We start from the raw sequence: 26374 nt of genomic DNA, 5'->3' as shown, positions 1-26374 counted from the left end.
CGTGTTCGATAAGTCCACAGATGATCACGCCGTCACCGCCGGTCGCACCACCACCACGACGAGCACGTCCACAGAATCGGGAGCGAACCGGCCACGCGATCTCACGGAGAGACATCTTTCGGGGAGATGAGATCGCCGAGTCTTTCCGCGAGTCCTTCCGAGCCCTTCCACCTGAGTTTTTTCGCCGTTATGGGAGATCGTGATGCAGCTTCCCACGCCTCGGGGTCCCCTCACCGCCTCGCTCTTCGAACGTCTGAGGCGCCCGCCCCATCCCTTCGTTCCTTTCGGTCCGGCACCGGCCGGGGAGCCGGCCGTCGAGGACGATGATCTGCAGCTGGCACTCTTCGTCTGCTACGAGCTGCACTACCGGGGCTTCGAGGAGGTGGACGAGGAATGGGAGTGGGAGCCGTCGCTGCTGGCGGCGAGGAAGACGCTGGAGCGGCGGTTCGAGGACGGCCTCGCGCGAGCCGTACCCCGCCCCTCCCCGGTCCCGGGCGTGCCGACGCGCCGTGCCCTCGCCGAGCTGATCGCCGCCGATGACGGGCCCTGCCTGTCGGCCTTCCTGGCCAGGCGGGCCGACCTGGAGCAGTTCCGCGAGTTCGTCACGCACCGGTCGATCTACCACCTCAAGGAGGCCGACCCGCACACCTGGGGAATCCCCCGGCTGAGCGGCGCCCCCAAGGCGGCGCTGGTGGAGATCCAGGCCGACGAGTACGGCGGAGGGCGCGCCGAGCGGATGCACTCGGAGCTGTTCCGGGCCACCATGCGCGGGCTGGACCTGGACGACTCCTACGGCGCCTATCTCGACCGGGTCCCGGCGATCACGCTGGCGATCTCCAACGCCATGTCGCTGTTCGGGCTGCACCGGCGCCACCTTGGAGCGCTGCTGGGCCACCTGGCGGCGTTCGAGATGACCTCCTCGGCGCCCAACCACCGCTACTCCCTGGGGCTGCGCAGGCTGGGCGGCGATGAGACGGCGAGGCGTTTCTACGACGAGCACGTCCAGGCCGACGCCGTGCACGAGCAGATCGCCGCCCACGACATGTGCGGCGGCTTCGTCCGCCAGCACCCCTCGCGGGCCGGTGAGGTCCTGTACGGGGCGGCCTGCGCCCTCACCCTGGACCGGCTCTTCGCCGAGCACGTCATGGGCCACTGGCGGCGCGGCACCTCCTCGCTGCGGGAGACGGAGCTGATGGCGGGGAGCCGATGACGGACCTCGACACGGACCTTGGCACGGATCTCGACATGGACCTCGACATGGACCTCGACATGGACCTCGGCACGGACCTCGGCACGGACCTCGGCATGGATCTCGGCACGGACCTCTGCATGGACTACGTGCTGCCGCTGCGCTGGAACGACGACGCCGGCCTGGAGGAGCTGACCGCCTACCTGCGCCGGCTGCGTGCCAGTGTCCGCGTCATCGTCGTCGACGGCTCCCCGGCCGAGCTGTTCGCCCGGCACGCCGCCCGCTGGGACGGCCTCGCGCTGCACGTGCGGCCCGACGGCGATCTCGGCTTCGCCAACGGCAAGGTCGACGGGGTGATCACCGGGTTGCGCCGGGCCCGCGCCGAACACGTGATCGTCGCCGACGACGACGTGCGCTACGGCGAGGACGAGTTAGCCCGGGTCGACGCCCTGCTGAGGAGCGCCGACCTGGTCCGCCCGCAGAACCACTTCGCCCCGATGCCCTGGCACGCCCGCTGGGACACCGCCCGCACCCTGCTCAACCGCGGTCTCGGCGCCGACTACCCGGGCACGTTCGGGGTGCGCCGCTCGACCTTCCGCGCGATGGGCGGCTACGACGGGAACGTGTTGTTCGAGAACCTCGAACTCATCCGCACGGTCCGCGCCCACGGCGGCCGGGAGGAGCGCCCCCTCGATCTCTACGTCCGCCGCCTGCCGCCCGGCTCGCGTCACTTCTGGTCCCAGCGGGTGCGCCAGGCCTACGACGACCTCGCGCAACCGGCCCGCATGGCGTTCTTCCTCGCCGTCGTGCCCGCCCTGGCCGTCGCGGTGCGGCGGCGGCGCCCCGGGCCGGTCCTGGCCGGTGCCGGGCTGGCGGTGGGACTGGCCGAGATCGGCCGCCGTCGCGCGGGCGGGCGCCGGGTCTTCCCTCCCACCGCCGCGCTGTTCGCCCCGGTGTGGCTGCTGGAGCGGGCCCTGTGCAGCTGGCTGGCCCTGGGGACCCGGTTCCTGCGGGGCGGCGTCTTCTACGCCGGGCGCCGGATACCGGTCGCCGCCCACTCCGTCCGCCGGCTCAGGGCGCGCTCTCAGGCGGCGGCCTCTGGCTCGTCCGTGGCCCGGGAGATCGGGTCGGGCTCGCTCGCGGCCCGGAAACCGGACCGCTTGTGCGAGCCGTCACAGAACGGCTTGGCCGCCGACCGGCCACAGCGGCACAGCGCCACCGTCGCCCGGCCGGGATCGATGACGACCCCGTCCTGAGTCAGCAGCGTGAACGGCCCCCGGACCAGCAGCGGCCCGTCCTCGCAGGAGGTGACTGTGACCGAATCATCCATTTTTGGGTGCATATGGCCTCTCTGCCCGCCGCACCCCGGGGAAAACTCCGGCCGCCTTCCCCCCGGATCTCTTCCGGTGGCCCGAGCGGCGGCCGGGCGGGGTGTCCGCCGCGCCCGCCGCGCCCGCTGTGCCCGCCGCGCCTCAGGCCGGTCCGTCCTCGGGCGTACCCGGACGGTGGTCCCCTGAGGGGTGGCGGCCGGAGAGGAGTTCGGCGGCGGCCAGGCCCGAGGCGGTGGTCGCGCCGTGGGTGGTGATGTGGGCGGCGCCCGGGGTGGCCGGGCCCGGCAGGCCCATCTCCACCACGACCGCGTCGGGACGCCGTGACAGCAGGGCGTCCAGGCGGGCCGAGACCCAGGCGTGCCGATGGGCGTCGCGTACCACGATCACCAGCGGGCGCCCGCCGGGGGGCGGCGGGACCGGGTCGCCGGAGCCGAGCCGCACGGCCGTCGTGCCCGGGAGCAGCGCGGCCAGCGGCGCGGCGACGCCCCACGGGGTGGCGCGGTCGACGGCGATGTTCGTCTCGGAGACGAACTCGATCACCTGGGGCGCGGCGCGCAGCGGGAGCCCGTCGCCGCGGACCCGCAGCGCCCGCCTGGCCGCGTCGAGCCCCGCGGGCCCACCGGCCGGGCCCGTCTCGCCGGCCGCGCGCCGTTGCTCCGCCGACCAGGCGGCGAGGCGCCTGACCCGGGAGGCGGCCTCGGCCAGGCGTTCCTCGGGGAGGACCCCGTCGGCCACCGCGCCCATGATGGCGTTGCGCATGAACCCGACCACCCCGGGGCCCTTGCGCTCGCCGCCCACGCAGATCGCGTCGGCCCCGGCGGCGAGGGCGCGGACCGCCGCCCCGGTCACGCCGTAGCGCTCGGCCACCGAGGGCATCTCCACGCCGTCGGTCACGATCAGCCCGTCGAAGCCCAGCTCCTCCCTGAGCAGCCCGGTCAGGATGCGGCCGCTCATGGTGGCGGGGTGGTCGGGGTCGTAGGCGGGCACGAGCAGGTGGCCGGTCATCACGGCGCGTACCCCGGCCTCTATGGCGGTCCGGTACGGCGGGAGGGTGGTGGCGGCGAGCTCCTCGGCCGAGTAGGCGACGGTCGGCAGGTCGTCGTGCGAGTCGACGGCGGTGGCGCCGTGGCCGGGGAAGTGCTTGGCGCAGGCGGCCACCCCCGCCGACTGCAGGCCGGTGACCCAGGCGCGGGAGTGCCGGGCGACGAGCCAGGGGTCGGCGCCGAACGCGCGGGTGCCGACGACGGGATTGTCCAGGTCGGAGTTGACGTCGACCACGGGGGCGTAGTTGAGGGTGACGCCCGCCGCGGCCAGGTCCAGCCCGATCTCGCGGGCGACCCGCTCGGTCAGGGCGGGGTCGTCCACCGCGCCGAGCGCGAGGTTGCCGGGACGTGAGCTGCCGGTGAGCGCCTCCAGCCGGGTGACGTCGCCCGCCTCCTCGTCGGTGGCGATCACCACGTCCGGGTTCTCCGCGCGCAGGGCGTCGGTCAACGCCCTGATCTGCTCGCTGTCTACAAGATTCCGGGAGTAGAGCGCAACTCCGCCGAGCCCTTCGGCGAGCCGTCTCCGCAGCCAGTCGGGCACCTCCACGCCCACGAACCCGGGCTGCAACACGGTGTCGGCAAGCCCGGCCAGTTCGGGGCTCGCGCCGTTCGGGCCGCTCGTCCGGCCACCGCGAACGATCATCAAAGCCTCCAGGTCGGTTCGGGGCAAGTCGCTTGTCTCAGGCGTACCACATGTGTAGCATTCGGGTTGCGTAAATAGACAAGAAACTTTCCTAATAATTGTTTGTCAGGACCGCATGTCAGGGGCGACGCAGCCCCCGGCGCCTGCCCGAAGTGAGTCACCCACGAGGGAGACGGACAGGATGTCGCACGCCCCCTTCGACCTGCGGGGAATCCCGCTGGCGCTTCACCTGAACGGTCCCGTCGACGTTCCGGCGCTGCTGGGCGCGTGCGCCGTCGTGGCCGGCAGGCACCCGGTGCTCGGCCGCGTCAGGGTCACCCGCGCGGAGTCGACGCCGGAGCGCTATCCCGGGGTCGCCGCGGCCGAGGCCACCCGCCCGTTCGACCTGGAACGCGGCCCGCTCGCCCGGTTCACGCTGGTCACGGTGGGTCCCGAGCGCTTCAGGCTGCTCTTCACGGCGCACGGACGGGTGTTCGACGCGGGCTCCAAGGACGTCCTGGTCCGCGAGCTGGCCGACGCCTACTTCGCGCGGGCCACCCTGCCGGGCACGGCGTCGCCGTGCTCACCGGTGCCGCAGCCGCACGGCTCCCCGCCGGGCTCACTGCCGGGCTCACTGCCGGGCTCACTGCCGGGCTCCCCGCCGGGTTCGCCGTCCGCGCGGACGGAGCGGCGCGGCGGTTCCGGCGCGGGCGGCGAGGTCCCTCCCGCACCGCCCGACGGCGCGGCGGAGTTCTGGAAGGAGCGCGACCGCGCGCCCGCGGAGCTCGTCCTGCCCGGCCTGCGCGCGGTCCCGGGCGGCACCGGTCCCGGGGAGATCGTCGAGATGGTGCTCGGCGGCGCGGAGTCCGGGGCCCTCACCGGGGCCGCCACGCTGCTCGGCGCCACCAGGTTCGAGCTGCTGCTCGCGGCCGTGGGCGTGCTGCTGCGCCGGTACGGCACCTCCGCGTCGCCGCTCGCCCTCGACCTCGGCACCCGCACCCGCGAGACGCGCGACCGCGTCGGGCCGTTCGTGGCGCGGGTGCCGTTCGTCCCGCACCCCGCCCTCGACGAGAAATTTCCCGACCACCTGCGCGCGGTCCGGGCCGAGCTGCGTGCCATATACCGGTTCCGGCACGCGCCGCCGGAACCGCCCGCCGCGCCGGTGCTGCTCAGCTACCGCAAGCGGGCGGCCGTCCCGGAGTTCCCCGGTGTCGGGGCGGGCGTGGAGTGGACGGTCTTCAACGGGACCGCCCACGGCGCGCTGCACATCCAGGCCGTGGACGCCGGTCCGAGCCTCACCCTCGGCCTCCGCTTCAACCCCGCCGCGATCGGCCACGACGACGTGTCCGGGATCGCGGGTCACCTGCGCGCGCTGCTGCGCGCCATCTCCGCGGAACCCCGCGCGAAGATCGCGGATCTGGCGGAGCCACCCCACCCCACGCCTCAAGAGGAGCCTCCCGTGACCGACCTGTTCGTCCCGGCCCCCGACAACGTGACGGAACCTCCCGCCGAGGAGGACCCGGTCACCGCGCAGGTGCGGGAGATCTGGCAGGAGATCCTCCGCCTCGACGACATCGGGCTGGACGAGGACCTCTACGACCTCGGCGGGCACTCGCTGACCATCACCCAGATCATCGCCAGGACCCGCCGCAGGCTCGGCGTGGAGGTGTCCCTGGACGTCTTCTTCGACAACCCCACCATCGCCGGCGTCGCCGAGGAGGTCACGCGTCTGCGGGGCGGGGCCGCGTGAGCACGCTCTCGTACGCCCAGGAGCGGCTGTGGTTCCTGGACCGGCTCACCCCCGGGGACGGGACGTACAACATGGTGGTCTGCGAGCGGCTCATCGGGTCGCTCGACGCCGCCGCCCTGGAGCGGGCGCTGGGCGAGGTCGTGGCCAGGCACGAGGCGCTGCGGACCGTCTTCCCCGAGGTCGGGGGGCTCCCGTCCGCGACGGTCCTGGATCCCGCGCCGCTGGTCATGGAGCGGCTCGACCTGACGGGCGAGCCGCCGCACGGGTCGCAGGGCGGTCGGCCGGACGGTTCGTCGCGCGGGTCGTCTGCCGCTTCGTCGGTCGATTCGTCTGCCGGTTCGTCGCGTGGCTTGTCGGACGGTTCGTCTGCCGGTTCGTCCGGCGGGTTTTCCGACGGCTTTTCCGACGGACCGCCGGGCGGGGGCGCGGGGGCGGCGCGGGAGCGGGTGCTGGAGGCGGTGCTCGCCGAGCGGAGCAACCGGCCGTTCGACCTGGTCAACGGGCCGCTGCTGCGGGCGACCCTGGTGCGTACCGGGTTCGACGAGCACGTCCTGCTGGTCGTCGTGCACCACATCGCCGGGGACGCCTGGTCGATCGAGCAGGTCATGTTCGGGGAGCTGGCGTCGCTCTACACGGCCTTCACCCTCGGGCTGCCGTCGCCCCTCCCGCCGCCCGCGCTGCAGTACGCCGACTACGTGCGCGGGCAGCGCGAACAGCCGGTGGACATCTCCGACGTGGTGCGCGAACTCGACGGCGTCCCGGTGCTGGAACTGCCCACCGACCGGCCGCGCCAGGCCGTACGGACCACCGAGGGCGGCCTGGTGATCCACAGGATCCCGCTGGAGCTGTGGCGGGGGATCACCGGGATGGCGCGGGCCGAGCGGTGCACGCCGTTCATGGCCGTGCTCGCCGCCTACCAGGTGCTGCTCTCCCGCTACACCGGCCAGGACGACTTCTGCGTCGGCACCCCCGTCGCGGGCCGCGCGGAGGAGGAGTTCGAGAAGGTCTTCGGCGTCTTCATCAACACCCTCGCCCTCCGCGCCGACCTGGCGGGCGACCCGACCTTCCGCGAGACGCTCAAGCGGGTGCGGCGGCGCGCCTTCACGATGTACGGCCACGCCTCGGTCCCCTTCGAGCACGTGGTGAGCGATTTGCGCGTCGACCGCGACCCGGCCAGGACCCCGGTGTTCCAGACGATGCTGATGCTGGGCAACCCGGACGCCGGATCGCTCGACCTCGACGGCATCCGCACCGAGCCGGTGGCGTCGGGCCTGGCCGTGGCCAAGTTCGACCTCTCCCTGGACGTGATCGTCTATCCCACGCACGTCCAGCTGATGTTCGCCTACAACACCGGCCTGTTCGACCGGTCCACGGTGGAGCGGATGGGCGCCCAGCTGGAGACGCTGTTCCGGTCGATCGTCTCCGACCCGGGCCGCCGCCTGTCGCGGCTGGAGATCCTGCCCGCCGCCGAGCGCGCGATCGTGCTCGGGAACGCTTCGGCGCCGGATCCGGGGGACGTGCTCTCGGACGGTCCGCTCGGTTCGGTTGATCCGGTCGGTTCGGTCGGTTCGGGCCGGTCGGCTTACGGGGTGGGGGAGTTCCTCGATCGGCTGATCGCCCGGCAGGCCGCGCGTACCCCGGACGCCCCCGCCGTGATCACTCCCGCCGCTCCCGGTGAGGGGGGTGCCGTTCTCACGTACGGGGAGCTCGACCGGGCCTCGGACGCCGTGGCCGACCGGCTCCGGCCGCTGCTGGAGCGGCCCGTGGAGGCCGGTGCCGCCGGGGGCGAGGAGGCGCTGGTCGCGCTGGCGCTCGCCGCCGGGCCCGAGGCGATCGTGGCGCTGCTGGGGATCCTCAAGGCGGGCGCCGCCTACCTCCCGCTCGATCCCGCGCAGCCCGCCGAGCGGCTGGCGTACCTGCTGGCCGACTCCGGCGCGCGTGCGGTGATCGCGGACGGGACGGAGCTCGCCGGGTTCACCGGGCCGGTCGTCAGCCGGGCCGACCTCGCCCGCTGGACGGACGGCGCTTCCGGGGGAACGGCACCGGCGCGTGAGCCCGGGGCGGAGAGCCTTGGGGGGCCGCGCGCCGGTGACGGCGCGGTGGTCGCGCGCGAGTCCGGAGCGGAGAGTCTTGAAGGGCCGGACGGCACGGCATCGGCGCGCGAGTCCGGGGTGGAGGGCCTCGGGAGGCCCCGCGCCGGTGACGACGCGGTGGCTGCGCGCGAGTCCGGCGCGGAGGGTCTTGAGCGGGCCGCGTATGTGATCTACACGTCCGGGTCCACCGGGCGGCCCAAGGGGGTCGTCGTCGGGCATCGCACGCTGTCCCATCTGGCCCGGTCGTTCCGGGACCTGCACGGGTTCGGGCCGGGGGAGCGGGTGCTGATGGTCCCGCCGCTCAGCTTCGACGCCTCGGCGGGGGACGTCTTCCCCGCCCTGATCAGCGGTGCCGCGCTGGTGCTGCACCCCGCTCCCGCCTCGCTGACCGGTCCCGCCCTCGCCGCCCTGTGCGCGGAGCACTCGATCACCATGGTCGACACCGCCTCGGCGCTCTGGCAGCAGTGGGCCGGGGAACTGGACGAGCTGGACGAGCTGGACCAGGTCATCGTCCCGATCACCACGATGATGGTCGGCGGCGAGAGCGTGCCGGTGGAGCGCCTGCGCGCCTGGGCCGCGCTGACCGGCGGCCGGGTCGCGTTCCACAACCACTACGGCCCGACCGAGGCGACCGTCTGCGCCACCTCGTACCGCACGGTCGACGGCGCCGAGCTGGGCGCGGCCACGCATCTGCCGATCGGCGCCGCGCTGCCGCACACCCGCGTCTACGTGCTCGACCGCCACGGCAACCCGGCGCCGATCGGGGTGCCCGGCGAGATCCACATCGGGGGCGAGTGCCTGGCGCGCGGCTATCTGGGCCGTCCCGGGCGGACCGCCGGGAGCTTCCTGCCCGACCCGTTCTCGCCCCGGCCGGGGGCGAGGATGTACGCCACGGGTGACCTGGGCAGATACCGGCCCGACGGGAACCTGGAGTTCCTGGGACGCACCGACCGGCAGGTGAAGGTCCACGGCAACCGGATCGAGCCCGGAGAGGTCGAGGCGGCCTGCCTCGCCCACCCCGGGGTCCGCGAGGCCGTGGTCACCGCCGACGCCCGGCGGCTCATCGCCTACCTGGTGGGAGACCGGCTCACCGTCGCCGAGCTGCGCGCCTTCCTCTCCGGCAGGCTCCCCGGCTACATGCTTCCCGGCGTGGTCGTCACGCTGCCCGCGCTCCCGCTTACCCCGCACGGCAAGGTCGATCTGCGGGCGCTGCCCGAGCCGGACGCGGAAGGAGACGCCCCGCCGTACGAGCCGCCCAGGGAGGGGACCGAGCGGGTCATCGCCGGGATCTGGGCCGACGTGCTCAAGGTGGACCCCGGTCGCGGGGACAACTTCTTCGACCTGGGCGGGCACTCGCTGCTGGCGCCGCAGATCGTCTCCAGGATCGCCGGGGAGCTGGGGGTGCCGGTCCCGATGACCGCGCTCTTCGCCGCGACCGACCTGGCCGGGCTGGCCGCCGCCGTGGACGAGCGGATCGGCCTCCCCGGCGCCGGGGCGTGGACTCCGGCCGCCGTGGACCTGTACGCGGAGGCGGTGCTGCCCGGCGACATCGCGTACACCGGAACGCCCGTCCCCGAGGGGCCGCCGCGCCGGGTGCTGCTCACCGGCGCCACCGGCTTCCTCGGCGCGTACCTGCTCGCCGCGCTGTTGCGCACCACCGGCGCCGAGGTCCACTGCCTGGTCAGGGGCGGCACGCCCGCCGAGAGGCTGCGCGAGAACCTCGGCAGGTACGGGCTCTGGGACGAGCGCTTCGACGGCAGGATCGTCCCGCACGCGGGGGACCTCGACCTGCCGGGACTCGGCCTGCCCGCCGGGGAGTTCGCCGAGCTGGCCGACTCGGTCGACCTCGTCGTGCACAACGGGGCCCTGGTCAACTTCGCGCTGCCCTACCGGCGGCTGCGCAAGGCGAACGTTGACGCCGTCCTGGAGGTCCTGCGGCTGGCCGCGTCCGGCCGCGTCACCACCCCCGTGCACCTCGTCTCGACGCTCGGCGTGCACCTGACCCCCGGGGAGCGCACGGTCAGGGAGGACGACCCGCTGCCGGACCCCGGCCCGCTGCACCTGGGATACGACCAGAGCAAATGGGTCGCCGACCGGCTCGCGGGCGCCGCCAGGGAGACCGGGCTGCCGATCGCGATCCACCGCCCGGCCAGGGTCTCCGCCGACAGCCGCACCGGACGGTCGGTGCCCGGTGACTTCCTCGGCCGCCTCTTCGCCACCTGCGCCCGCCTCGGCGCGGTGCCGGAGGGGGAGCGGATCGACATGGCCCCGGTCGACCACGTCGCCTCGGCGATCGTGCACCTCGCGACGAGCCGGGCCGCCGGAGACTTCCACTACCACAACCCGCGCGTGCTCACCTCGGAGGAACTCGCCGAGGGCCTGCGCGAGCACGGCTTCCCGGTACGGCTCATGCCGGGCCTCCGGTGGCGGCGGCTGGTCCGCGACCGGCTGGAGATCGGCGACGACCTGCCGATCGCCCCCTACCCGGCGTTCTTCGCCGAGTACGGCGCGCTGCCCGGCCCGTCCTTCGACTGCTCGGCCACCGAGAAGCTCCTCGCCGCCGCCGGGCTGGTCTGCCCTCCGGCGGACGGGAAGCTGCTCGACCTCTATCTCGGTGACCACGTCGGCACCGGAGTCCTCCTGGGAGACAGCCGTGCATGACGGGATACGCCGGTTCGTCGTCATCTGGGCGGCGCAGCTGCTGTCGATCATCGGGTCGAGCCTGACGGGGTTCGTGCTGGGCGTCTGGGTCTACCAGCGCAACGGCTCGGCCACCGAGTTCGTGCTGATCATGCTGTGCGCGGTGCTGCCCGAGGTGCTGCTCTCCCCGCTCGCCGGGTCGCTCGCCGACCGGTGGGACCGCAGGCGGATGCTGATGGCCGCCGACGCCGGGGCCGCCGTGGTCACCGGCGCCCTCGCGCTGCTGCTCGTCCTCGGCTCGCTGGAGGTCTGGCACGTCTACGTGATCACGGTGGCCGGGGCCGTCTTCGGGACCTTCCACATGGCCGCGTACCACGCGATGATGCCGCTGATCATGCCGCAGCGGCACCTGGGCAGGGCCAACGGCCTGATGCAGGTCGCCGACTCGGTGCGGATCGCGGCTCCGCTGCTGGCGGGAACGCTCCTGGTCACGGTCGGCGTCACCGGCGTGGTCGTGATCGACCTGGTCACCTTCCTGGTCACCCGGGTGGTCATGTTCGCCGTACGGCTGCCGCGCGAGGTCACCCGTCCCGGGGCCTCGGCCGCGCCGGAGCCGCTGCGCGGGGACCTGCTGTTCGGCTGGCGCCACCTGCGGGCCAGGCGCGGGCTGTTCCAGCTGGTCATGCTGCTGGCCGCGTACAACCTGTTCTTCGGGATGTCCGGGGTGCTGGTCCAGCCGCTGATCCTGTCGTTCGGGTCGGCCGCGGTGCTCGGGGCGCTGATGTTCGCGGGCGGCGCGGGGGTCTTCGCCGGGGGGCTGGTGCTGAGCGCGTGGGGCGGGCCGAGGCGGCGGGTGCGCGGTGTCGCGGTGTTCGTCGCCCTGGGAGGGGTGCTGCTCGCCCTGCACAGCCTCGCGCCCTCGCCCTGGCTGATCGCGGTGGTGGCGCCCGCCTTCCTGTTCACGCTGCCGTTCGTGCAGGGCACCGGGATGACCGTACTGCAGATCAAGACCGATCCCGCGGCGCTGGGCCGGGTGCTCAGCACGGTCCGCATGCTCACCCAGACGGCCACGGTGCTCACCTACCTGGCCGCGGGGCCGCTCGCCGACCGGGTCTTCGAGCCGATGCTCGCCCCCGGCGGGGCGCTCTCCGGGACCCTCGGCGCCGTGATCGGCACGGGCGAGGGGCGGGGCATCGCGGCGATCTTCCTGATCACCGGCCTGTGCCTGGTGCTGCTCGCGCCGCTCGCCTACCTCCAGCCCCGCCTGCGGAGGGTGGAGTCCGAGCTGCCCGACGCCGAGGACGTGCACGCCCCTCCGGAACCCGCTCGGGAACGCGCGGGGGAACCCGTCCGGGAATCCGTCCTGGAGCACGCCGGGGAAGCCGCCCCGGAATCCGTCCCGGAACGCGTGGGGGAAGCCGTTCCGGACTCGGCTCCGGAATCCGCCCCGGAACGCGCGGGGGAAGCCGTTCCGGACTCGGCTTCGGAATCCGTCCCTGAACGCGCCGGGGAAGCCGTTCCGGAATCCGTCCCGGAACGCGGTAAGGCCGACCTGGGAACCGACGTCGCGCGAGGCGCGCAAGGAGACAGCGATGCCGCTCTATCTCGACCCTGAGGAACTTCGCGGGGTGCCGGGCCCCCATCTCGACCTGATCGGCGCGATGGCGTTCCGGGCGGCGGGGGCCGCCCAGCGCCTGGGGGTCTTCGAGGCGCTCATGCCCGGCCCGCTCCCCGTGACGGAGCTGGCGGCCAGGACGGGCACCGACCCGGCCGGGCTCGCCGTGCTGCTGGAGGCGCTCGCCTCCCTCGGCTACCTCGACCGCGCGCCGGGCCGGGTGTACGGCAACAGCCCGATGGTCGCGGGCACCCTGGACCGGCGGAGCCCGTGGAGCTACGCCCCCGCGCTGGCCTTCTGGCAGGACGTGCTCGGCGAGCTCTGGGACGGCCTGGAGGAGTCGGTGCGTACCGGCGTCCCCCAGGTCGACTTCTACGCCTGGCTGGAGGAACGGCCCGGCACGCTGGCCGAGTTCCAGAGCATGCTCGACGGGATGGCCGCCGGGCTCGCCCCGGCGGTCGCCGCGAGCGCGCCCCACCCCGGGGAGCGCCTGCTCGACGTCGGCGGCGGGCACGCCCGCCACAGCATCGCGTTCTGCCAGGCGCACCCCGGGCTCACCGCGACGATCGTCGACCTGCCGAACGCCCTGGAGGGCGGCCGGGCCAGGATCGAGGCGGCCGGGCTGGGCGACCGCGTCACCCTGCTCCCGGGCGACCTGGCCGACCCCGGCGCCGATCTCGGTACCGGGCACGACACCGCGCTGCTTTTCAACCTCTGCCACGGGTTCGACGAGGCGGGCAACCGCGCGCTGTTCAAGCGGGTCGCGGGCGCGCTGCGCCCCGGCGGCGCGGTGGTCGTGCTGGAGACCTTCGCCGACCTGCCCGAGGGCACGCCCCCGGCCGTCGAGGCGTTCGTCCGCGCCTTCGGCCTCAACCTCGCCACCACCCAGGGCGGCGGGATCCACTCCTTCGCCGACGTCGCCGCCTGGCTGTCCGGCGCCGGATTCGGCCGGATCGAGCGGCGGCACGTCGACGGCCCCAACGAACTGCTCGTCGCCCGCCTGGAGAACCCATGAGAGATCCCATGAGGATCACTGTCGTCGGAGCGGGTCCCGCGGGCACCCTCCTCGCCTGCTACCTGGCCAGGCGCGGCTTCCGGGTGGAGGTCTACGAGCGGCGGGCCGACCCCCGGCTGCTCGACGAGGACGAGAGCAGGTCGATCAACCTCGGCCTGTCCGCCCGGGGCATCGCGGCGCTCACCGACATCGGCCTGATGGACACCCTGTGGCCGCTCACCGTCCCGATGCGCGGCCGGGCCATCCACCTGCCCGGCGGCGCGGTGCCGTTCCAGCCCTACGGCGCCCACGAGGGGGAGATCCTCCACTCGGTCCTGCGCCGCGACCTGATCACCACGCTCGTCGACCACGCCGAGGCCCAGCCGGGGGTGACCTTCCACTTCCGGCACCGGCTGGTCGGCCTGGACCGCGAGACGGCCACCGCACGCGTCGTCCACGAGGAGACCGGGGCCGCGAGCACCGTCGAGGGCGACGCGGTGATCGGCGCGGACGGCGCGTTCTCGCAGGTGCGGGCGCACATGCACCACGGGCTGCGGGCCGAGCACCACCAGGAGATCCTGGAGTGGGGCTACAAGGAGCTCACCATCCCCGCCGCCGGCGACGGGTCGGCCAGGACCAGGCTGGAGGCCCTGCACGTCTGGCCCGGCGAGGACGCCCTCATCGTCGCCCACCCCAACCGCGACAACTCGCTCACCGGCACGCTCTTCCTGCCCGTCGAGCGGTTCGGCGAGATCGCCGACCCCGAGGAGTTCCTCGGGGAACGCTTCCCGGACACGCTCGACCTCATGCCCCACCTGGCGAAGGAGTACGCCGAGCACCCGGTGGGGCACCTGGTGTCGATCCGCACCTCGCCCTGGCACCACCGGGACCGGGTGGCGCTCATCGGCGACGCCTGCCACGCCGTCTACCCCTTCTACGGCCAGGGCATGAACTCGGCGCTGGAGGACTGCACGGTCCTCGACCGCTGCGTGGGCGACCACCCCGGAGACCTCGGGGCCGCCTTCGCCGAGTACCAGCGGCTGCGCAAACCGCACACCGACGTGCTCGACGAGCTGTCCAAGCAGAACTTCGTGGAGCTGCGCGACCGGCTCCGCTCCCCGCTGCACCTGCTGCGCAAGAAGGCGGACCTGCTGCTCGCCCGGGCACTCCCCGGCCGGTGGGTCCCGCTCTACACGATGATCTCCCACACCACCGTCCCGTACGCGGACGCGCTCGCCCGCGCCCGGCGCCAGGACACGCTCCTGCGCGGGGCGGGGGCGGCCGTGGCCGTCGCCGGGCTGCTCGCCGCCGCTCCGGCCGTCGCCCGCCTCGTACGCCTCTCGCGCTTCGCACGTCGCGCACGCCTCGCACAGCGAAACACCCGGAAGGGCGAACCACCATGCTGACCGATCCCGCGGACCCCTCTCGCGTCCTCCTGGAGACCGCCGATCTGGCCGGTGACCACGATCTGGTCCTGCGCTACCGCACCCCGCTCAGGGAGATCGTCACCTGGGCACGAGAGTACCTCTGCCGCCCCCACGAGGAACTGGGCAGGAAGGGGCCCGTCTGCCCGTACGCCCAGACCGCGCTGGACCGCGGCACCTTCTACCTGGCGGTCCGGCCGGGGCGGCCCGGCGGGCCCGAGGCCGCCGAGACCCTCGCCGGCTACCGCGACTGGTTCCCGAGGCTCCCCGCCACACTGGGGGTGTCCGCGCAGTACCGGACGATCCTGGTGCTCTTCCCCGACCTGCCGGAGTCCGAGGCCGCCGCGGTGATCGACCACGCCCAGGAGGCGCTCAAGTCGCGCTACGTCTCGGAGGGGCTGATGATCGGGGAGTTCTACCCGGGCCCGCCGCCCAAGGCGGGCCTGTGGAACCCCTCCTTCCTGCCGCTGGGCAGCCCGGTCCCGCTGCTGGCGATCCGCCACATGGTCGCCACCGACTTCCCGTTCCTGCGTGACGACCCCGCGCAGGTCGCGGCGTACCTGGAACGTTTCGGCGACCGTCCGCCGGCCGCGCTCAGGGCGGAGATCCAGGCCGTCGCCGGCCGCTACGGCCTGGTGCCCGCGGCCACGTCCTGCGCGCCTTCCCTGACGGCGTCCTGACCTTCTCCACCGGTTGACCGGGAGGACGAACACGGCCCGCCCCCGCGAGAACCGCGGGGGCGGGCCGTGGCGTTGCCGGGTCTTCCGTCCCGTCACCCGGCCGCGGCAGGAGCGGCCGGGTGACGGGGAGCGAGCCCGCGAAACGCGGCCGGTTCCGTCAGACGCCGAGGAGCTCGGCGGCGGCCTGGGCGTTGGCGCGGGCGGCGCCGTAGGTGGCCAGGTAGGTGACGCCCTCCGGCCGCCAGATCGGCAGGCCCATCTCGACCACCGTGGCGTCGGGACGGGCGGCGAGCAGCGCGGAGACCACCGACTGGCTCGCCTCGTAGCGGTGCGCGTCCTTGACGACGACGATCAGGGACCGGCCGGAGGCGCGCTCCAGGATGTCCGCCACGTCGGCCGCCTCCGGCTTGACCCGCAGCACCTCCGCCTGCGGCAGCAGCAGCGGCGTGAAGCCCCACGGCACGTCGCCGACCGCGATGGTCGGCGGGGTGTCCACCTCGACCACCAGCGGGTCGACCGGCGGGGACGCCGAGCCGGTGAGGCTGACCGCGCGGCGGGCGGCGGTGAGGCCGATCACGTCCCGCTCCGCCTCGCCGGTGCGGGGCGTGCCGAACCAGGCGCGCAGCGCGGCGGCCCGCTCGGCCGCCGCCTCCAGGCGGGCCGCGGGGAGCCGTCCGTCGTGGACGGCCGCGACGATCTCGTCCACGATGCGGCGTACGTCGTCCTCGGTGGGGATCGGGCCGAGGCAGAGCAGGTCGGCCCCGGCGGCGAGGGAGAGCACCGAGCCCCCGGCGAGGCCGTAGGCGGCGGTGACGGCCTTCATGTCGAGGGCGTCGGTGATGATCACACCCTCGTAGCCCATCTCGCCGCGGAGCAGGCCGGTCAGGGCGGCGGGGGAGAGCGTCGCGGGCAGCGCGCCGGTGACGGCGGGCACGCGGACGTGCGCGGTCATGATGGACCTGGTCCCGGCCTCGATCGCGGCGCGGAAGGGCACCAGCTCGCGCTCGCGCAGCAGCTCCACGGAGGCGTCGACGAGCGGGACCTCCAGGTGGGAGTCCTGCCGGGTCGCGCCGTGGCCGGGGAAGTGCTTGACGCAGGCGGCCACCCCCGCCGACTGCAGGCCGTGCACCGCGGCGACGGTGTGCCGGGCGACGAGCGCGCTCTCCGCCCCGAACGAGCGGGTGCCGATCACCGGGTTGTCGTCGGCGGTGTTGACGTCCGCGGACGGGGCCATGTCCAGGTTGACGCCGCAGCGGGCCAGGTCGTCGCCGATGGAGCGGTAGACCCGCCGGGTGAGCTCGGCGTCGTCCACGGCGCCGAGGGCGGCGTTGCCGGGGTACGGGCTGCCGACGTGGTAGGCGAGCCGGGTGACGTCACCTCCCTCCTCGTCCAGCGACACGACCGGATCGGCGGCCTCGCGCAGGCGGGAGGTGAGAGCGGACAGCTGCGCGGCGTCGGCGACGTTGAAGCCGAAGAGCGTGACGCCGCCGAGACCGTTCTCCAGCTCCCGCAGGACCCACTCGGGTGCCTCGGTGCCCTGGAACGCGGCGAGCAGCGTGCCGGCCGCGAGACGACGCAGCCCCTGATCGCCGCGATCCGCGATGAACTCAGACATGGCGGTAGGTATTCCTTACCTGAGATGTAGGGGGGTGTCGGACATGGAAGTAAACATGAGAAACAGGACAGGGCTGGTACGGCCCGCGCCTTGTGGGTGCGTGCCGTACCAGCACCAATGGGATCAGCCCTTGACGGCGCCCGCGACGAGTCCGGAGACCATCCGCCGTTGCACCAGAAGGAAGAAGACGATGACCGGGATGGTCATCAAGGTGGAGGCGGCCATGATGGCGCCCCAGTCGACCGACCGCTGGCTGACGAAGTAGCGCAGCGCCACGGGCATGGTGTAGCTGCCCTGGTCGCCGATGAGCGTCAGCGCGAACACGAACTCGTTCCACGCGGTGATGAACGAGAAGATGCTGGTCGCCACGAGCCCGGGGGCCACCAGCGGGAACAGCACCTTCCAGAAGGTGGCGAACCGGCTGGCGCCGTCGATCCAGGCGGCCTCCTCCAGTTCCTTGGGCACCGCCGCGACGAAGGTGCGCAGCATCCAGATGGCGAACGGCAGCGTCATGGCGACGTTCACCACGATGAGGCCCAGCAGCTGGTCGTACAGCCCGGCCCGCCTGACCATCATGAACAGCGGGATGAGCAGCGCCTCGCCGGGGACCATCTGCACGATGAGCAGCAGGATCAGGAACGAGGTGCGCCCGCGGAAGCGGAAGCGGGCCACCGCGGTCGCCGCCAGCAGGGAGAACACCGCGCCGATGAGCACGGTGCCGACGGCCACGATGGAGCTGTTGAGCAGGTAGCGCCAGATGGAGTGGCCGGCGACGCCCTCGGTGAAGACCCGCTTCACGTGGTCGAGCGTGGGGTCGGTGGGGAACGGGATGAAGTCCGTCGTGAAGATCTGCTCGCTGCTCTTGAAGGCCGTGGTCACCATCCAGTAGACGGGGAACACCGCGAACAGGAACACCACGACGGCCAGGGTGTTCAGACCGATCTTGCCGAGCTTCCTGCGCCTCTTGAGGTTGCCCTGCGTCCCGTACGCGGGCTTCCCGCGCCGGGGTGCCCGCGTGTCGTAGGTGGTCATCGCACGTCCTCCGTCTTCACGATCTGGCGGACGTAGAAGAAGGTGATGACGAGCAGGATCAGCGTCAGCACCACCGCGATGGCCGCGCCCATGCCCATCTTGGGCGGCGCGCTGAAGGCCTGGGTGAAGGCGAACAGCGACAGGTTGAACGCCTCCCGGTTGGACGTGCCGCCCGCCAGCACGAACAGCTGGGTGAAGACCTTGAAGTCCCAGATCACCGAGAGCACCGTCAGCACCGCGAAGACCGGCTTCAGCAGCGGGAAGGTGATCCGCCAGAAGATCCGCCACGCGGAGGCGCCGTCGACCCTGGCGGCCTCGTACAGCTCCTGGGAGATGCTCTTCAGTCCGGCCAGGATCGAGACGGCGATGAACGGGAACGACGCCCAGACGACCGCGATGATCAGCACGATGTAGATGGTGAACGCGTCGTTGAGCCACGGCTCGCCGGTCCAGTCGGAACGGCCGAACAACAGCGAGGAGAACCAGTCGGGCAGCGCGTTCAGCAGCCAGTTGATGACGCCGGACTCCGCGTCGAACAGCCAGCGCCAGATGATGGCGGTGGCGATCTGCGGGGTGGCCCAGGCGGCCATGATGCCGACGATCAGGAAGGTCGACATCTTCTTGCCCAGCTTGTGCAGGAGCAGGCCGACCAGCGTGCCGAGGACCAGGGTGCCCGCCACCGTGACGACGGCGAAGACGACGGTGTTGCGGAGCGACGACCAGAACAGCTCGGACTCGAGGAGCTTCTGGTAGTTCTCCAGGCCGACGGACTCGGCCGGCACTCCCCGGATCTGCCGCAGTCCCACGTTCTGGAAGGACATGACGACCATCTGGTACAGCGGGTAGAGCAGCAGGCCGGCGATGACGAGCAGGCCGGGGACGAGCAGCGCGTAGGGGACCACCCAGGCGGGGAGCCCGCTGGACCTGCGCGGGGGCCTGGCGCCTCGGTGCCCCCGCGCCGGGACGGAGGGGGTGCCCCCGTCCCGGGCGATGGTTGAGGTGTTCGCCATGGTTACTGGTTCAGGATCTCTTCGAGTTCCTTGTTGGCGTCGGCCAGCGCGGTGTCGACGTCCTTCTTACCCTCGATGACCGAGCGGGCCGCGCTCTGCAGGACGGCCTTGGTGTCGTTCGCCTCGGCCCAGTTGGTGTCGTTCGGGAAGCCCTTGGCGACCTTGAAGGTCTCGGCGAACGGCGCCTGCACCGGGTCGGAGGCGTACTCGGTCAGAGCCTCCGGGTAGAGCGGGAGCAGGCCGCCCTCCTTGGCGTAGCGGGTGCCGAACTCCTTGCCGGCGGCGAGCTTGACGTACTCGGCGGACAGCTCGACGTTCTTGGTGTCCTTCCAGATGGCGATGTCGTTGCCGCCCTGGAAGGCCGGGGCCGGGCCGCTGCCGTCCTTGGCCGGGAGCGAGAAGAAGGCCATCTTCGCGTCGTCGACCTTGCCGCCGCTCTGCTCCTTGATGGTGGTGATGTCCCAGCCGCCGGTCACGTACATGCCGACCTTGCCGTTGGCGAAGCGGGTCGCGATGTCCACCGAGTTCTGGGTGAGGGCGGACTTGCGCGAGACGCCGTGCTTGGTCACCAGGTCGGTGTAGTACTGGAAGCCCTCCTTGAAGCCGGGCTCCGTCAGCTTGCCGGTCCACTTGCCGCCCTCGAAGGCGGCGAAGTCGCCACCGGCGGACCAGACGAACGGCGACAGCGACATGTTGGCGTCGGAGCCGCCGTTGAAGGCGAAGCCGTCGACGTCCTTGCCCTTCTCGGCGACGATCTTCTTGCCCGCCGCGACGAGGTCCTCCCAGGTCTTGGGCACCTCGATCTTCAGGTCCTCGAACCAGTCCTTGCGGTAGAGGACGGCGCGGGTGCCGCCGCCCCACGGGGCGGCGTAGATCTTGCCGTCGACCGTCTCGTAGCCCCACAGGTTCTGCGGGATCTGCTGGAAGTCGGGCGTGGCCTTGACGACGTCGGTGATGTCGGTCAGCGCGTCCTGCGCGACCCACGCGGCCACCTGGTCGTTGCCGAACTCGGTGACGTCGGGGCCCTCGCCGCCGGCGAGCGCCGCGGTCCACTTGGCCTGCGCGTCGGGCCAGGGCACCCACTGGAGCTTGACCTCGGCGCCGGTGGTCTCCTTGAACTTGGCGTTCAGGTCGGCCATCAGCTTGTTCTGCTTCTCGTCGGGAGCGCCGAGGCGCCAGACGGTCAGTGTCTGACCTGCGAACTTGGGGCCGGACGCGGCGGGCGCCGACGCCTGCTCGTTGGCGGCCGGTGCCGGCTCGCTGCTTCCACACGCGGCGAGCCCCAGGGCGAGGGCGGCGGTGGTTGCCGTCGTGGTGGCGATTCTCGCGAACTTCACTGGAGTTCTCCCTTTCAGGCTTTCGCCAGGGTTTGCGCTCTGTTATTGCCGGGGTCCCCCGCGACCCTCTGCACTCAACTGGGAGCGGTCGGAACTACCGCAACCCGCGGTTCCGATCGCTTGCCTGCGGGCTGACTGGGGTTAAACTAACAAGAAACTTTATTAAAAGAAACGATCGTTAGCGGATCGTGACGGGGAGGAAGACCTTGCCCACACGCCCGGGGACCCCCCGGCTGCTGCGCCAGCTCAACGACCGCGCGGCGCTGGAACTCCTGCTGTCCAGCGGCCCTCTCACCCGGGCTGAGCTGGGAGAATATACCGGGCTCTCCAAGGTGACCGCGGGTCAGCTGCTCTCCAGACTGGAGGAGCGCGACCTCGTCACGGTGGTCGGCGAGCAGGCGGGCGGGCGCGGCCCCAACGCCGCGCTCTACGGGGTGGTGCCCTCCTGCGCGTACGTGGTCGGGCTCGACGTGCTGCCCGACAGGATCAGCGCCGGGGTCGCCGACATCACCGGCACCCTCGTCGCCGAGGTCTCCGCCGATCCCAGCGGGCACGACGACCCGGTACGGCTGGTGCGGAGCGCGGTGAGCCAGGCGTGCGAGTCTGCGGGCATCGGCGCCGACCGGCTGCGCGCCTTCGTGATCGGCACCCGGGGCGTCGTCGACCCCTGCACCGGTGACGTGCGCTTCTCCTTCGACCTGCCCTCCTGGCACAACGGCGTGCTCGCCGAGCTCCGCCGCGACCTCGGCGTCCCGGTGACGATAGAGAACGACGTGAACCTCGCCGCGCTGGCCGAGCGGGCGTACGGCGCCGCGCTGGGCGTCGACGACTTCGTGCTCGTCTGGGCGGGGGTCGGGCAGGGGCTCGGCGTCATGCTGGGCGGGCGGCTGCACCGCGGCTTCACCGGCGGCGCGGGCGAGATCGGCTGGCTCCCGGTGCCCGGCGAGCCGCTCCCCACCGACGTGAGCGAGCCCCAGTCGGGCTCGTTCCAGCGCCTGGTCGGCGGCGACGCCGTGACCGGGCTCGCGAACGCCCACGGCATCGGCATCGGCTCCCCCTCCGGGGCCTCGGGGGCCTCCGGAGGAGACTCCGACGCCGGTTCCGTGGGGAACTATGTCCGTACGGCCGTCACGGAGGGCGCCGAGGCGTTCCTGGACGAGCTGGCCGGGCGGCTGGCCGTCGGCGTCGCCGCCGTCGCGGTGGTCCTGGACCCCGGACTCATCGTGCTCAGCGGCGACGTCGGCAGGGCCGGGGGAGACGCGCTCGCCGCCCGGGTGCAGGACGCGGTGGCCCGGTTCTGCCCCAGCCAGCCCAGGGTGGTGGTCTCGCGGGTCAAGGGAAACCCCGTCCTGCGCGGCGCCCTGGTGTCGGCGCTGCACCAGGCCCGCGAGCAGGTGTTCTCGGACACGGTCTGAGCTTGTCCTCGTTCTCCGGGTACGGGCACGGGCGCTCCCGTTCCCCGTGAGCGAGGTCCGCGCACCGTGACGCTTGGGGAAGAATTGCCACCATGCCTGACATCGTTCTGATCTCCGATGCCCGAGTCGCCGCGATCCCCGTCGAGGAGTCGGGGGAGCGGCTGGTCGACGTGAGGGGGCGGCTGCGGACGGACGGGCGGCTCGCCGACCCCGAGGGGGCCTTCGCCCACCTCAGGCTCGGGCTGCTCACCAGGCTGGAGGAGGCGCAGGCGCAGCTTCCCGGGGGATACCGGCTGCTGGTCGTGGAGGGGTACCGGCCGGTGGCGACGCAGAGGGAGATCTTCGACGGCTACTCGGCGGAGCTGCGGGCGCTGTATCCGGAGATGTCGCCCGCGGAGCTGCGGGCCGCGGCGAGCCGCTACGTGTCGCCCGTCGAGATCGCCCCGCACACCGCGGGAGCGGCGGTCGACCTGACCCTGTGCGCCGACGACGGGACCGAGCTCGACATGGGCACCCCGCTCAACGCCACCCCCGAGCAGAGCGACGGCGCCTGCTACACCGACGCCCCAGGCCTGTCCCCCGAGGCCCGCCACCACCGCAAGCTCCTCGGCGTCGCCCTGGAGGCGGCCGGTCTGGTCAACTACCCCACCGAGTGGTGGCACTGGTCCTACGGCGACCGCTACTGGGCCCTGACCACCGGCGCCCCGTCCGCCCTCTACGGGCCGGTCTCCGTCTGACCTCTCCGTACGGCGGTTCTGTGCGGCACTTCGCCACCGGCCGGTGCGCCGAGAAGACCGTCCGCGTCGAAGGCCGCGGCACTCCGGAAAAGCCCGCACGGCTGTCTGAGACGAAGGTCGCCGAGATCAGCTCATTCGCAGTGGCTGAGTGGCTCAGTGGCTGAGTCGCTCAGTCGCTCAGTCGCTCAGTCGCTCAGTCGCTCAGTCGCTCAGTCGCTCAGTGGCTCAGTGGCTCAGTGGCCTGCCCGGGTGACGCCGGTGACTTCACCGAAAATTATCACCGTCCCATCTTGCCCGGGCGGAAGGCACCCCTCGGGAAAAGTCACACCGGCGGGCGGGTCCTTGCGCCATGTCGAGCCACCGCCACCGCCCTCGACCTTGTCGCCTTCCAGGGCTGTGCCGATGCCGGGAAGCTCCACACCTCTTCTTCCGTCGACGAGAACGGGCCGCGTGTTCTCTGGCCAGACAGGTGTCGCCGAGCGGTCGTCTCCGACTCTGAGACATTTGCTCTTCGCGTCGTACGCGAGGTTCCCGGAGATCAGGGCGTCGTGCGATCCCTCGTAACTGTGCACGATAATTATGGGATCGGTTCCCTCGACCCTTACCTTGGGTGCGGAAGAATCCGCACAGGAAACGACGGCCAGGAGAGACGCAATAACCAGACCGGCTTTGAGGTGAGCGCAGACCTTGGAAGTGTTGGCTTCGGACCGCTCATACATGGGGCCATTAAATCATACGGTGGACGAACGTGACAGAAGATATCGCGTTCGTCCACCGTGTGATATGTTCGCGAGCTCCTACGGAGTGCGGCGCCTTCTTTCCCGGATTAGCATGTCGAGCACGTCCAGATTTGCCAGTTGGAGCCGAGCCCTCCCGAGTCGTTGACGCGATCGGCGGGCACGAAGGCCGACCAGGTGCCCCAGCTCAAATTGAAGCCACCCGCACTGTGGATGCCCCACGCCCGGTTGCCGTAATACCACGGGCCGCCGCTGTCTCCGGGCTCCGTGATCGAGTCGGTGAGGATGTTGCCCAGATAGTCCTTGCCGTCGTCTATCACGTCACTGATGTCGACGTTGGTGTGTGTGATGTTGTCACAATCGGCGTTCGTGGTCCTACCGTACTTGCACACCGGCTGGCCGATCACCGGAGATGTTCCGACATCGTGCGCGTACCTTGCCAGGTTCAAGTCGTAATAGAAGGTTCGGGTCTGCGTCATGGCCGTGGTAGCGCTCTTGTCGTATCTGGCCAGGTCGTAAGCGGTCGCACGGAAAAAGCGCGACAGCGTCGTGGTGCTGGTCGCCTGCGTCGGGTGATTCTGATACGTGAAATATGGGTTCGAGTCCGCACAGTGGCGAGCGGTGAGGCTTCCCCTGGCGTTCGTCGACGTGTTGGTGACGTTGAACCCGTTCGTGCAGTTGCTGACCGAGCCGTTAAGCCGTCCGCCGCCGCGGATGTAATTATCCTGAAAGTCCAGTTTGAAACTGTCGTCGAATTCCAGCCGAACCTTGGTCGCCGGGTTCGCGGTCGCAGGCAGCTGCAAACTCTCGATGGCCGCACTCCGGCTGTCCTTGCCGGCGAGCTCCTCCTTGAGCTTCACCGTGAATATCACTTCACCGGTTTCCGCGTTGACCCTGCCCACCAGGGTGTCCACCTTGCCGCTGGCCTTCAGCTGCTTGCGGCTCGATTCCTTCAGGGCCAGCAGCTCCTTTTCGGAGAACCCGCGCCCGGAATAAATGCTCACTTTCACGGGAAGCGATTTCGCGAGCTCGATCGCCTTGGCCGGAACCTCCGCCTTGAAACCCATTCTGACCCCGCGGCCGTCGTCGACGATAGCGATGTCGGCGACTTCTTCCGAGAATTCGGCACGTAACTGGGCGGCCAATGGATTGACCGCGGGGCTCCACGCGTAGCGATCGATGGCTTCCTTGAAGGAGATCTTCTTGGATTCCGCGTAACGGTTCAGGTCGATCAGCTCCGCGAACGGGATGCCGTCAACCTTGATGGTTGGGTCGGGGACCGGGCCGTCTGGCATCTCGCCCTGCGCCGAGGGGGTTTTGGCGATAACATCGGCGGCGTAGTCGTCAAGAGCCTCACGCAGGGAGACGCCCCGCTCGTCGGCTTCCCTCGCCAGCCTCTCGATGGTGGGTCGCTGCTGTTCCGGCTGGTCCTGCAACAAAATCAGGGGTTGGGGCGCCGTCGATCCGGTGACTACGTCCGCCTGTGCCGCAGAAAGGTTCCATGTCAGGGCGAGAGCGAGGGCGAGGGGCGTCGTCAAAGCTGCGTGTGGCTTCATACAAACCTTTCTCCATGGTCAGTCCGGCCATTCGGAAAAACAGCCGGCGTTGCGCCGATGCCATATCCGGGCAAGGCTGCGCGGTATGACTGCGGCTTCAGCTGAAAAAGGCTCACCGTGAAATTGCCGGAGCCTGCCCCGCGAGCGCCCCGCCGGCTCGTCCGAGTCGACGACGCGCCGATCGGCTTCCGCGTGTTGGAGCGCTTGAGATCGCAGACGGGCCGCGAACCGTTCATCCTTCCCGGCTCGGATCGCCGCCGCATGCCTGTGAACAGCGGCCGGGCGGGTTCGAAAAGGTCACCCAGGCCGATGTGGTTCTCGCGGGAGTGTGCCAGGTTTCCCCCCCGCGGCCATTCTCGCCGCGGTCGAGGCAGAAAGTCGTTGCCGGTTTCTGCGTAGCTGTTGTTGATTTCTGCATCACCTGGCGGGGTGGCGGCGACGGTCTCGGCGCACAGATCCTCATCGCCCGGATCCCGGCTAGTACTGCGATCCCGGCGAGTACGGCCTCGGCCCGCATCGGTGGGTTCGTGTCACGAGGGAGAGGGCTCACCGCCGCGGAAGGCGCGCCGGTAGGCGGTGGGGGTGGTGCGCAGGGTGCGGTGGAAGCGGCGGCGGAGGTTGGTGGCCGAGGAGAGGCCGACCCTGACGGCGATCGCCTCGACGGGCAGGTCGGTCTCCTCCAGCAGGGCCTGGGCGGCCGCGATCCGCTTGCCGAGCAGCCACTGGCCGGGACTGACCCCGAGCTGCTCGGCGAACCGGCGGGCGAGGGTGCGCACGGAGAGCCCGGCCCGGGAGGCGAGGTCGTCGGCCGAGAGGGGTTCGTGGAGCCGTTCGGTCACCCAGTCGAGCACGGGGGCCAGGGAGCCGGGCGGGTGGCCGGGGGGAGGGGACGCGGCGTACTGGAGCTGCCCGCCTTCGCGGTGTGGCGGCATGACCATGTGCCGGGCGACCTGCGCGGCGTAGGCGGCGCCCTGGTCGGCGCGGACCAGGTGCAGGCACAGGTCGATGCCGGCGGCCGTGCCGGCGCTGGTGGCGACGTCGCCGTGGTCGACGTACAGGGTGTCGGGATCGACGCGGACGTCGGGGAAGCGTGCCGCCAGGTCGGCGGCCATGCGCCAGTGCGTGGTGGCCCGGCGGTGGTCGAGCAGCCCGGCCTGGGCCAGCAGGAAGGCGCCGGAGCAGATCGCGACGATCCGGGCCCCGCGCCGATGGGCCAGCCGCAGCGCGCGCACCACGGCGGGCGAGGCGGGCGTGTCCGGCCGCTGCCAGCCGGGGATCACGACCGTGTCCGCGGCGTCGAGCGCCGCCAGGCCCGCGGTCACCGCCATGTCGTAACCGGCCAGGGTGGGCATCCGTCCGGGGTGCTCGGCGCAGACCTCGAACCCGTAGCGGACGGGCAGGCCGGGACGGCTCACCCCGAAGACCTCGGCGGCGCACGCGAGCTCGAAGGTGGACTGCGGCGGGAGGACCAGGGCGACGACGCGATGAACGGCCATGGCAGAAAAGTACCGGAGGATGTCATTCCGGACACTGGGCGGCCTGACCGTATCCGGC

The 26374-nt window shown here is 71.8% G+C and carries 18 protein-coding genes and 1 pseudogene; 10 read left to right on the top strand and 9 right to left on the bottom strand.

What is annotated here, in order from left to right; all coding sequences use genetic code 11:
* Positions 1 to 202: 202 nt before the first annotated feature.
* A complete protein-coding gene (locus ABT053_RS27800; protein WP_350972708.1) occupies positions 203 to 1210 on the top strand; it encodes an iron-containing redox enzyme family protein in 1008 nt (335 codons plus the stop codon).
* Positions 1207 to 2445: a glycosyltransferase family 2 protein gene (locus ABT053_RS27795; RefSeq protein WP_350972707.1), complete on the top strand. Its 1239-nt coding sequence runs from the start codon at positions 1207 to 1209 to the stop codon at positions 2443 to 2445. Before ABT053_RS27800 ends, ABT053_RS27795 begins: the two co-directional genes overlap by 4 nt.
* Here the strand turns inward: ABT053_RS27795 and ABT053_RS27790 are convergent.
* Positions 2409 to 2519, bottom strand: a pseudogene (locus ABT053_RS27790) (hypothetical protein); the annotation flags it as partial. The gene ABT053_RS27795 and the pseudogene ABT053_RS27790 sit on opposite strands and share 37 nt — an antisense overlap.
* Before the next feature lie 142 nt (positions 2520 to 2661).
* Positions 2662 to 4206, bottom strand: a complete 1545-nt coding sequence (locus ABT053_RS27785; protein WP_350972705.1) for a glycoside hydrolase family 3 protein — start codon at positions 4204 to 4206, stop codon at positions 2662 to 2664.
* A gap of 181 nt (positions 4207 to 4387) precedes the next feature.
* On the opposite strand from ABT053_RS27785, the gene ABT053_RS27780 reads away from it, so the two are divergent.
* Genes ABT053_RS27780 through ABT053_RS27755 form a run of 6 tightly spaced genes read left to right on the top strand, consistent with a single transcriptional unit; the run spans position 4388 to position 15381 of the window.
* Positions 4388 to 5935, top strand: coding sequence for a condensation domain-containing protein (locus ABT053_RS27780; RefSeq protein ID WP_350972704.1), 1548 nt, complete (start codon positions 4388 to 4390; stop codon positions 5933 to 5935).
* On the top strand, positions 5932 to 10689 hold the full coding sequence (locus ABT053_RS27775; RefSeq protein WP_350972701.1) for a non-ribosomal peptide synthetase: 4758 nt from the start codon (positions 5932 to 5934) through the stop codon (positions 10687 to 10689). The genes ABT053_RS27780 and ABT053_RS27775 overlap by 4 nt, the downstream gene beginning before the upstream one ends.
* Positions 10682 to 12283 (top strand): MFS transporter, encoded by a 1602-nt coding sequence (locus ABT053_RS27770; RefSeq protein WP_350972699.1) that lies wholly within the window; start codon positions 10682 to 10684, stop codon positions 12281 to 12283. The genes ABT053_RS27775 and ABT053_RS27770 overlap by 8 nt, the downstream gene beginning before the upstream one ends.
* Positions 12261 to 13298: a methyltransferase gene (locus tag ABT053_RS27765; RefSeq protein ID WP_350972698.1), complete on the top strand. Its 1038-nt coding sequence runs from the start codon at positions 12261 to 12263 to the stop codon at positions 13296 to 13298. The genes ABT053_RS27770 and ABT053_RS27765 overlap by 23 nt, the downstream gene beginning before the upstream one ends.
* Before the next feature lie 8 nt (positions 13299 to 13306).
* A complete protein-coding gene (locus ABT053_RS27760; protein WP_350972696.1) occupies positions 13307 to 14683 on the top strand; it encodes an FAD-dependent oxidoreductase in 1377 nt (458 codons plus the stop codon).
* Complete coding sequence (locus tag ABT053_RS27755) at positions 14677 to 15381, top strand: DUF6875 domain-containing protein (RefSeq protein WP_350972694.1); 705 nt, start codon at positions 14677 to 14679, stop codon at positions 15379 to 15381. The genes ABT053_RS27760 and ABT053_RS27755 overlap by 7 nt, the downstream gene beginning before the upstream one ends.
* Positions 15382 to 15538: 157 nt before the next feature.
* Here the strand turns inward: ABT053_RS27755 and ABT053_RS27750 are convergent, their stop codons facing one another.
* The 4 genes from ABT053_RS27750 to ABT053_RS27735 all read right to left on the bottom strand — a co-directional run bounded on the left by ABT053_RS27750 (position 15539) and on the right by ABT053_RS27735 (position 20375).
* Entirely contained in the window at positions 15539 to 16996 is a 1458-nt protein-coding gene (locus tag ABT053_RS27750) for a glycoside hydrolase family 3 protein (RefSeq protein ID WP_350972692.1), read from the bottom strand.
* 123 nt (positions 16997 to 17119) lie between these two features.
* Positions 17120 to 18028, bottom strand: a complete 909-nt coding sequence (locus tag ABT053_RS27745; RefSeq protein ID WP_350972691.1) for a carbohydrate ABC transporter permease — start codon at positions 18026 to 18028, stop codon at positions 17120 to 17122.
* Entirely contained in the window at positions 18025 to 19038 is a 1014-nt protein-coding gene (locus ABT053_RS27740) for a carbohydrate ABC transporter permease (protein ID WP_350972689.1), read from the bottom strand. Before ABT053_RS27740 ends, ABT053_RS27745 begins: the two co-directional genes overlap by 4 nt.
* Positions 19039 to 19040: 2 nt before the next feature.
* Positions 19041 to 20375 carry a sugar ABC transporter substrate-binding protein gene (locus tag ABT053_RS27735; protein WP_350972687.1) on the bottom strand — a complete coding sequence of 445 codons (1335 nt, stop codon included), beginning with the start codon at positions 20373 to 20375 and terminating at the stop codon, positions 19041 to 19043.
* 206 nt (positions 20376 to 20581) lie between these two features.
* Between ABT053_RS27735 and ABT053_RS27730 the strand changes: the two genes are divergently transcribed.
* On the top strand, positions 20582 to 21790 hold the full coding sequence (locus ABT053_RS27730) for an ROK family transcriptional regulator (RefSeq protein ID WP_350972686.1): 1209 nt from the start codon (positions 20582 to 20584) through the stop codon (positions 21788 to 21790).
* A gap of 92 nt (positions 21791 to 21882) precedes the next feature.
* The gene (locus ABT053_RS27725; protein ID WP_350972684.1) at positions 21883 to 22527 is read left to right on the top strand and encodes a M15 family metallopeptidase; all 645 of its coding nucleotides are present in this window, start codon (positions 21883 to 21885) and stop codon (positions 22525 to 22527) included.
* A 233-nt stretch (positions 22528 to 22760) separates the two neighbouring features.
* On the opposite strand, the gene ABT053_RS27720 is transcribed toward ABT053_RS27725, so the two are convergent.
* The 3 genes from ABT053_RS27720 to ABT053_RS27710 form a co-directional block, all read right to left on the bottom strand.
* Complete coding sequence (locus tag ABT053_RS27720; RefSeq protein ID WP_350972683.1) at positions 22761 to 23246, bottom strand: hypothetical protein; 486 nt, start codon at positions 23244 to 23246, stop codon at positions 22761 to 22763.
* 107 nt (positions 23247 to 23353) lie between these two features.
* Complete coding sequence (locus tag ABT053_RS27715; protein ID WP_350972682.1) at positions 23354 to 24820, bottom strand: S1 family peptidase; 1467 nt, start codon at positions 24818 to 24820, stop codon at positions 23354 to 23356.
* 530 nt (positions 24821 to 25350) lie between these two features.
* Positions 25351 to 26316 carry a helix-turn-helix domain-containing protein gene (locus tag ABT053_RS27710; protein WP_350972680.1) on the bottom strand — a complete coding sequence of 322 codons (966 nt, stop codon included), beginning with the start codon at positions 26314 to 26316 and terminating at the stop codon, positions 25351 to 25353.
* Between the last annotated feature and the right edge of the window lie 58 nt (positions 26317 to 26374).

This window comes from Streptosporangium sp. NPDC002524 (assembly GCF_040295985.1).
Taxonomy (GTDB): domain Bacteria; phylum Actinomycetota; class Actinomycetes; order Streptosporangiales; family Streptosporangiaceae; genus Streptosporangium.
Note: the sequence above shows the minus strand (reverse complement) of the source record. Positions and strands in the feature narration are given on the sequence as shown.

Excerpts from the sequence above, each read along its gene's own strand:
- ABT053_RS27795 (WP_350972707.1), top strand. The coding sequence starts at position 1,207 with ATGACGGACCTCGACACGGACCTTGGCACGGATCTCGACATGGACCTC.
- ABT053_RS27750 (WP_350972692.1), bottom strand. The coding sequence starts at position 16,996 with ATGTCTGAGTTCATCGCGGATCGCGGCGATCAGGGGCTGCGTCGTCTC.
- ABT053_RS27745 (WP_350972691.1), bottom strand. The coding sequence starts at position 18,028 with ATGACCACCTACGACACGCGGGCACCCCGGCGCGGGAAGCCCGCGTAC.
- ABT053_RS27720 (WP_350972683.1), bottom strand. The coding sequence starts at position 23,246 with ATGTATGAGCGGTCCGAAGCCAACACTTCCAAGGTCTGCGCTCACCTC.
- ABT053_RS27725 (WP_350972684.1), top strand. The coding sequence starts at position 21,883 with ATGCCTGACATCGTTCTGATCTCCGATGCCCGAGTCGCCGCGATCCCC.
- ABT053_RS27780 (WP_350972704.1), top strand. The coding sequence starts at position 4,388 with ATGTCGCACGCCCCCTTCGACCTGCGGGGAATCCCGCTGGCGCTTCAC.
- ABT053_RS27710 (WP_350972680.1), bottom strand. The coding sequence starts at position 26,316 with ATGGCCGTTCATCGCGTCGTCGCCCTGGTCCTCCCGCCGCAGTCCACC.
- ABT053_RS27715 (WP_350972682.1), bottom strand. The coding sequence starts at position 24,820 with ATGAAGCCACACGCAGCTTTGACGACGCCCCTCGCCCTCGCTCTCGCC.
- ABT053_RS27785 (WP_350972705.1), bottom strand. The coding sequence starts at position 4,206 with ATGATCGTTCGCGGTGGCCGGACGAGCGGCCCGAACGGCGCGAGCCCC.
- ABT053_RS27760 (WP_350972696.1), top strand. The coding sequence starts at position 13,307 with ATGAGGATCACTGTCGTCGGAGCGGGTCCCGCGGGCACCCTCCTCGCC.
- ABT053_RS27740 (WP_350972689.1), bottom strand. The coding sequence starts at position 19,038 with ATGGCGAACACCTCAACCATCGCCCGGGACGGGGGCACCCCCTCCGTC.
- ABT053_RS27755 (WP_350972694.1), top strand. The coding sequence starts at position 14,677 with ATGCTGACCGATCCCGCGGACCCCTCTCGCGTCCTCCTGGAGACCGCC.
- ABT053_RS27800 (WP_350972708.1), top strand. The coding sequence starts at position 203 with ATGCAGCTTCCCACGCCTCGGGGTCCCCTCACCGCCTCGCTCTTCGAA.
- ABT053_RS27765 (WP_350972698.1), top strand. The coding sequence starts at position 12,261 with ATGCCGCTCTATCTCGACCCTGAGGAACTTCGCGGGGTGCCGGGCCCC.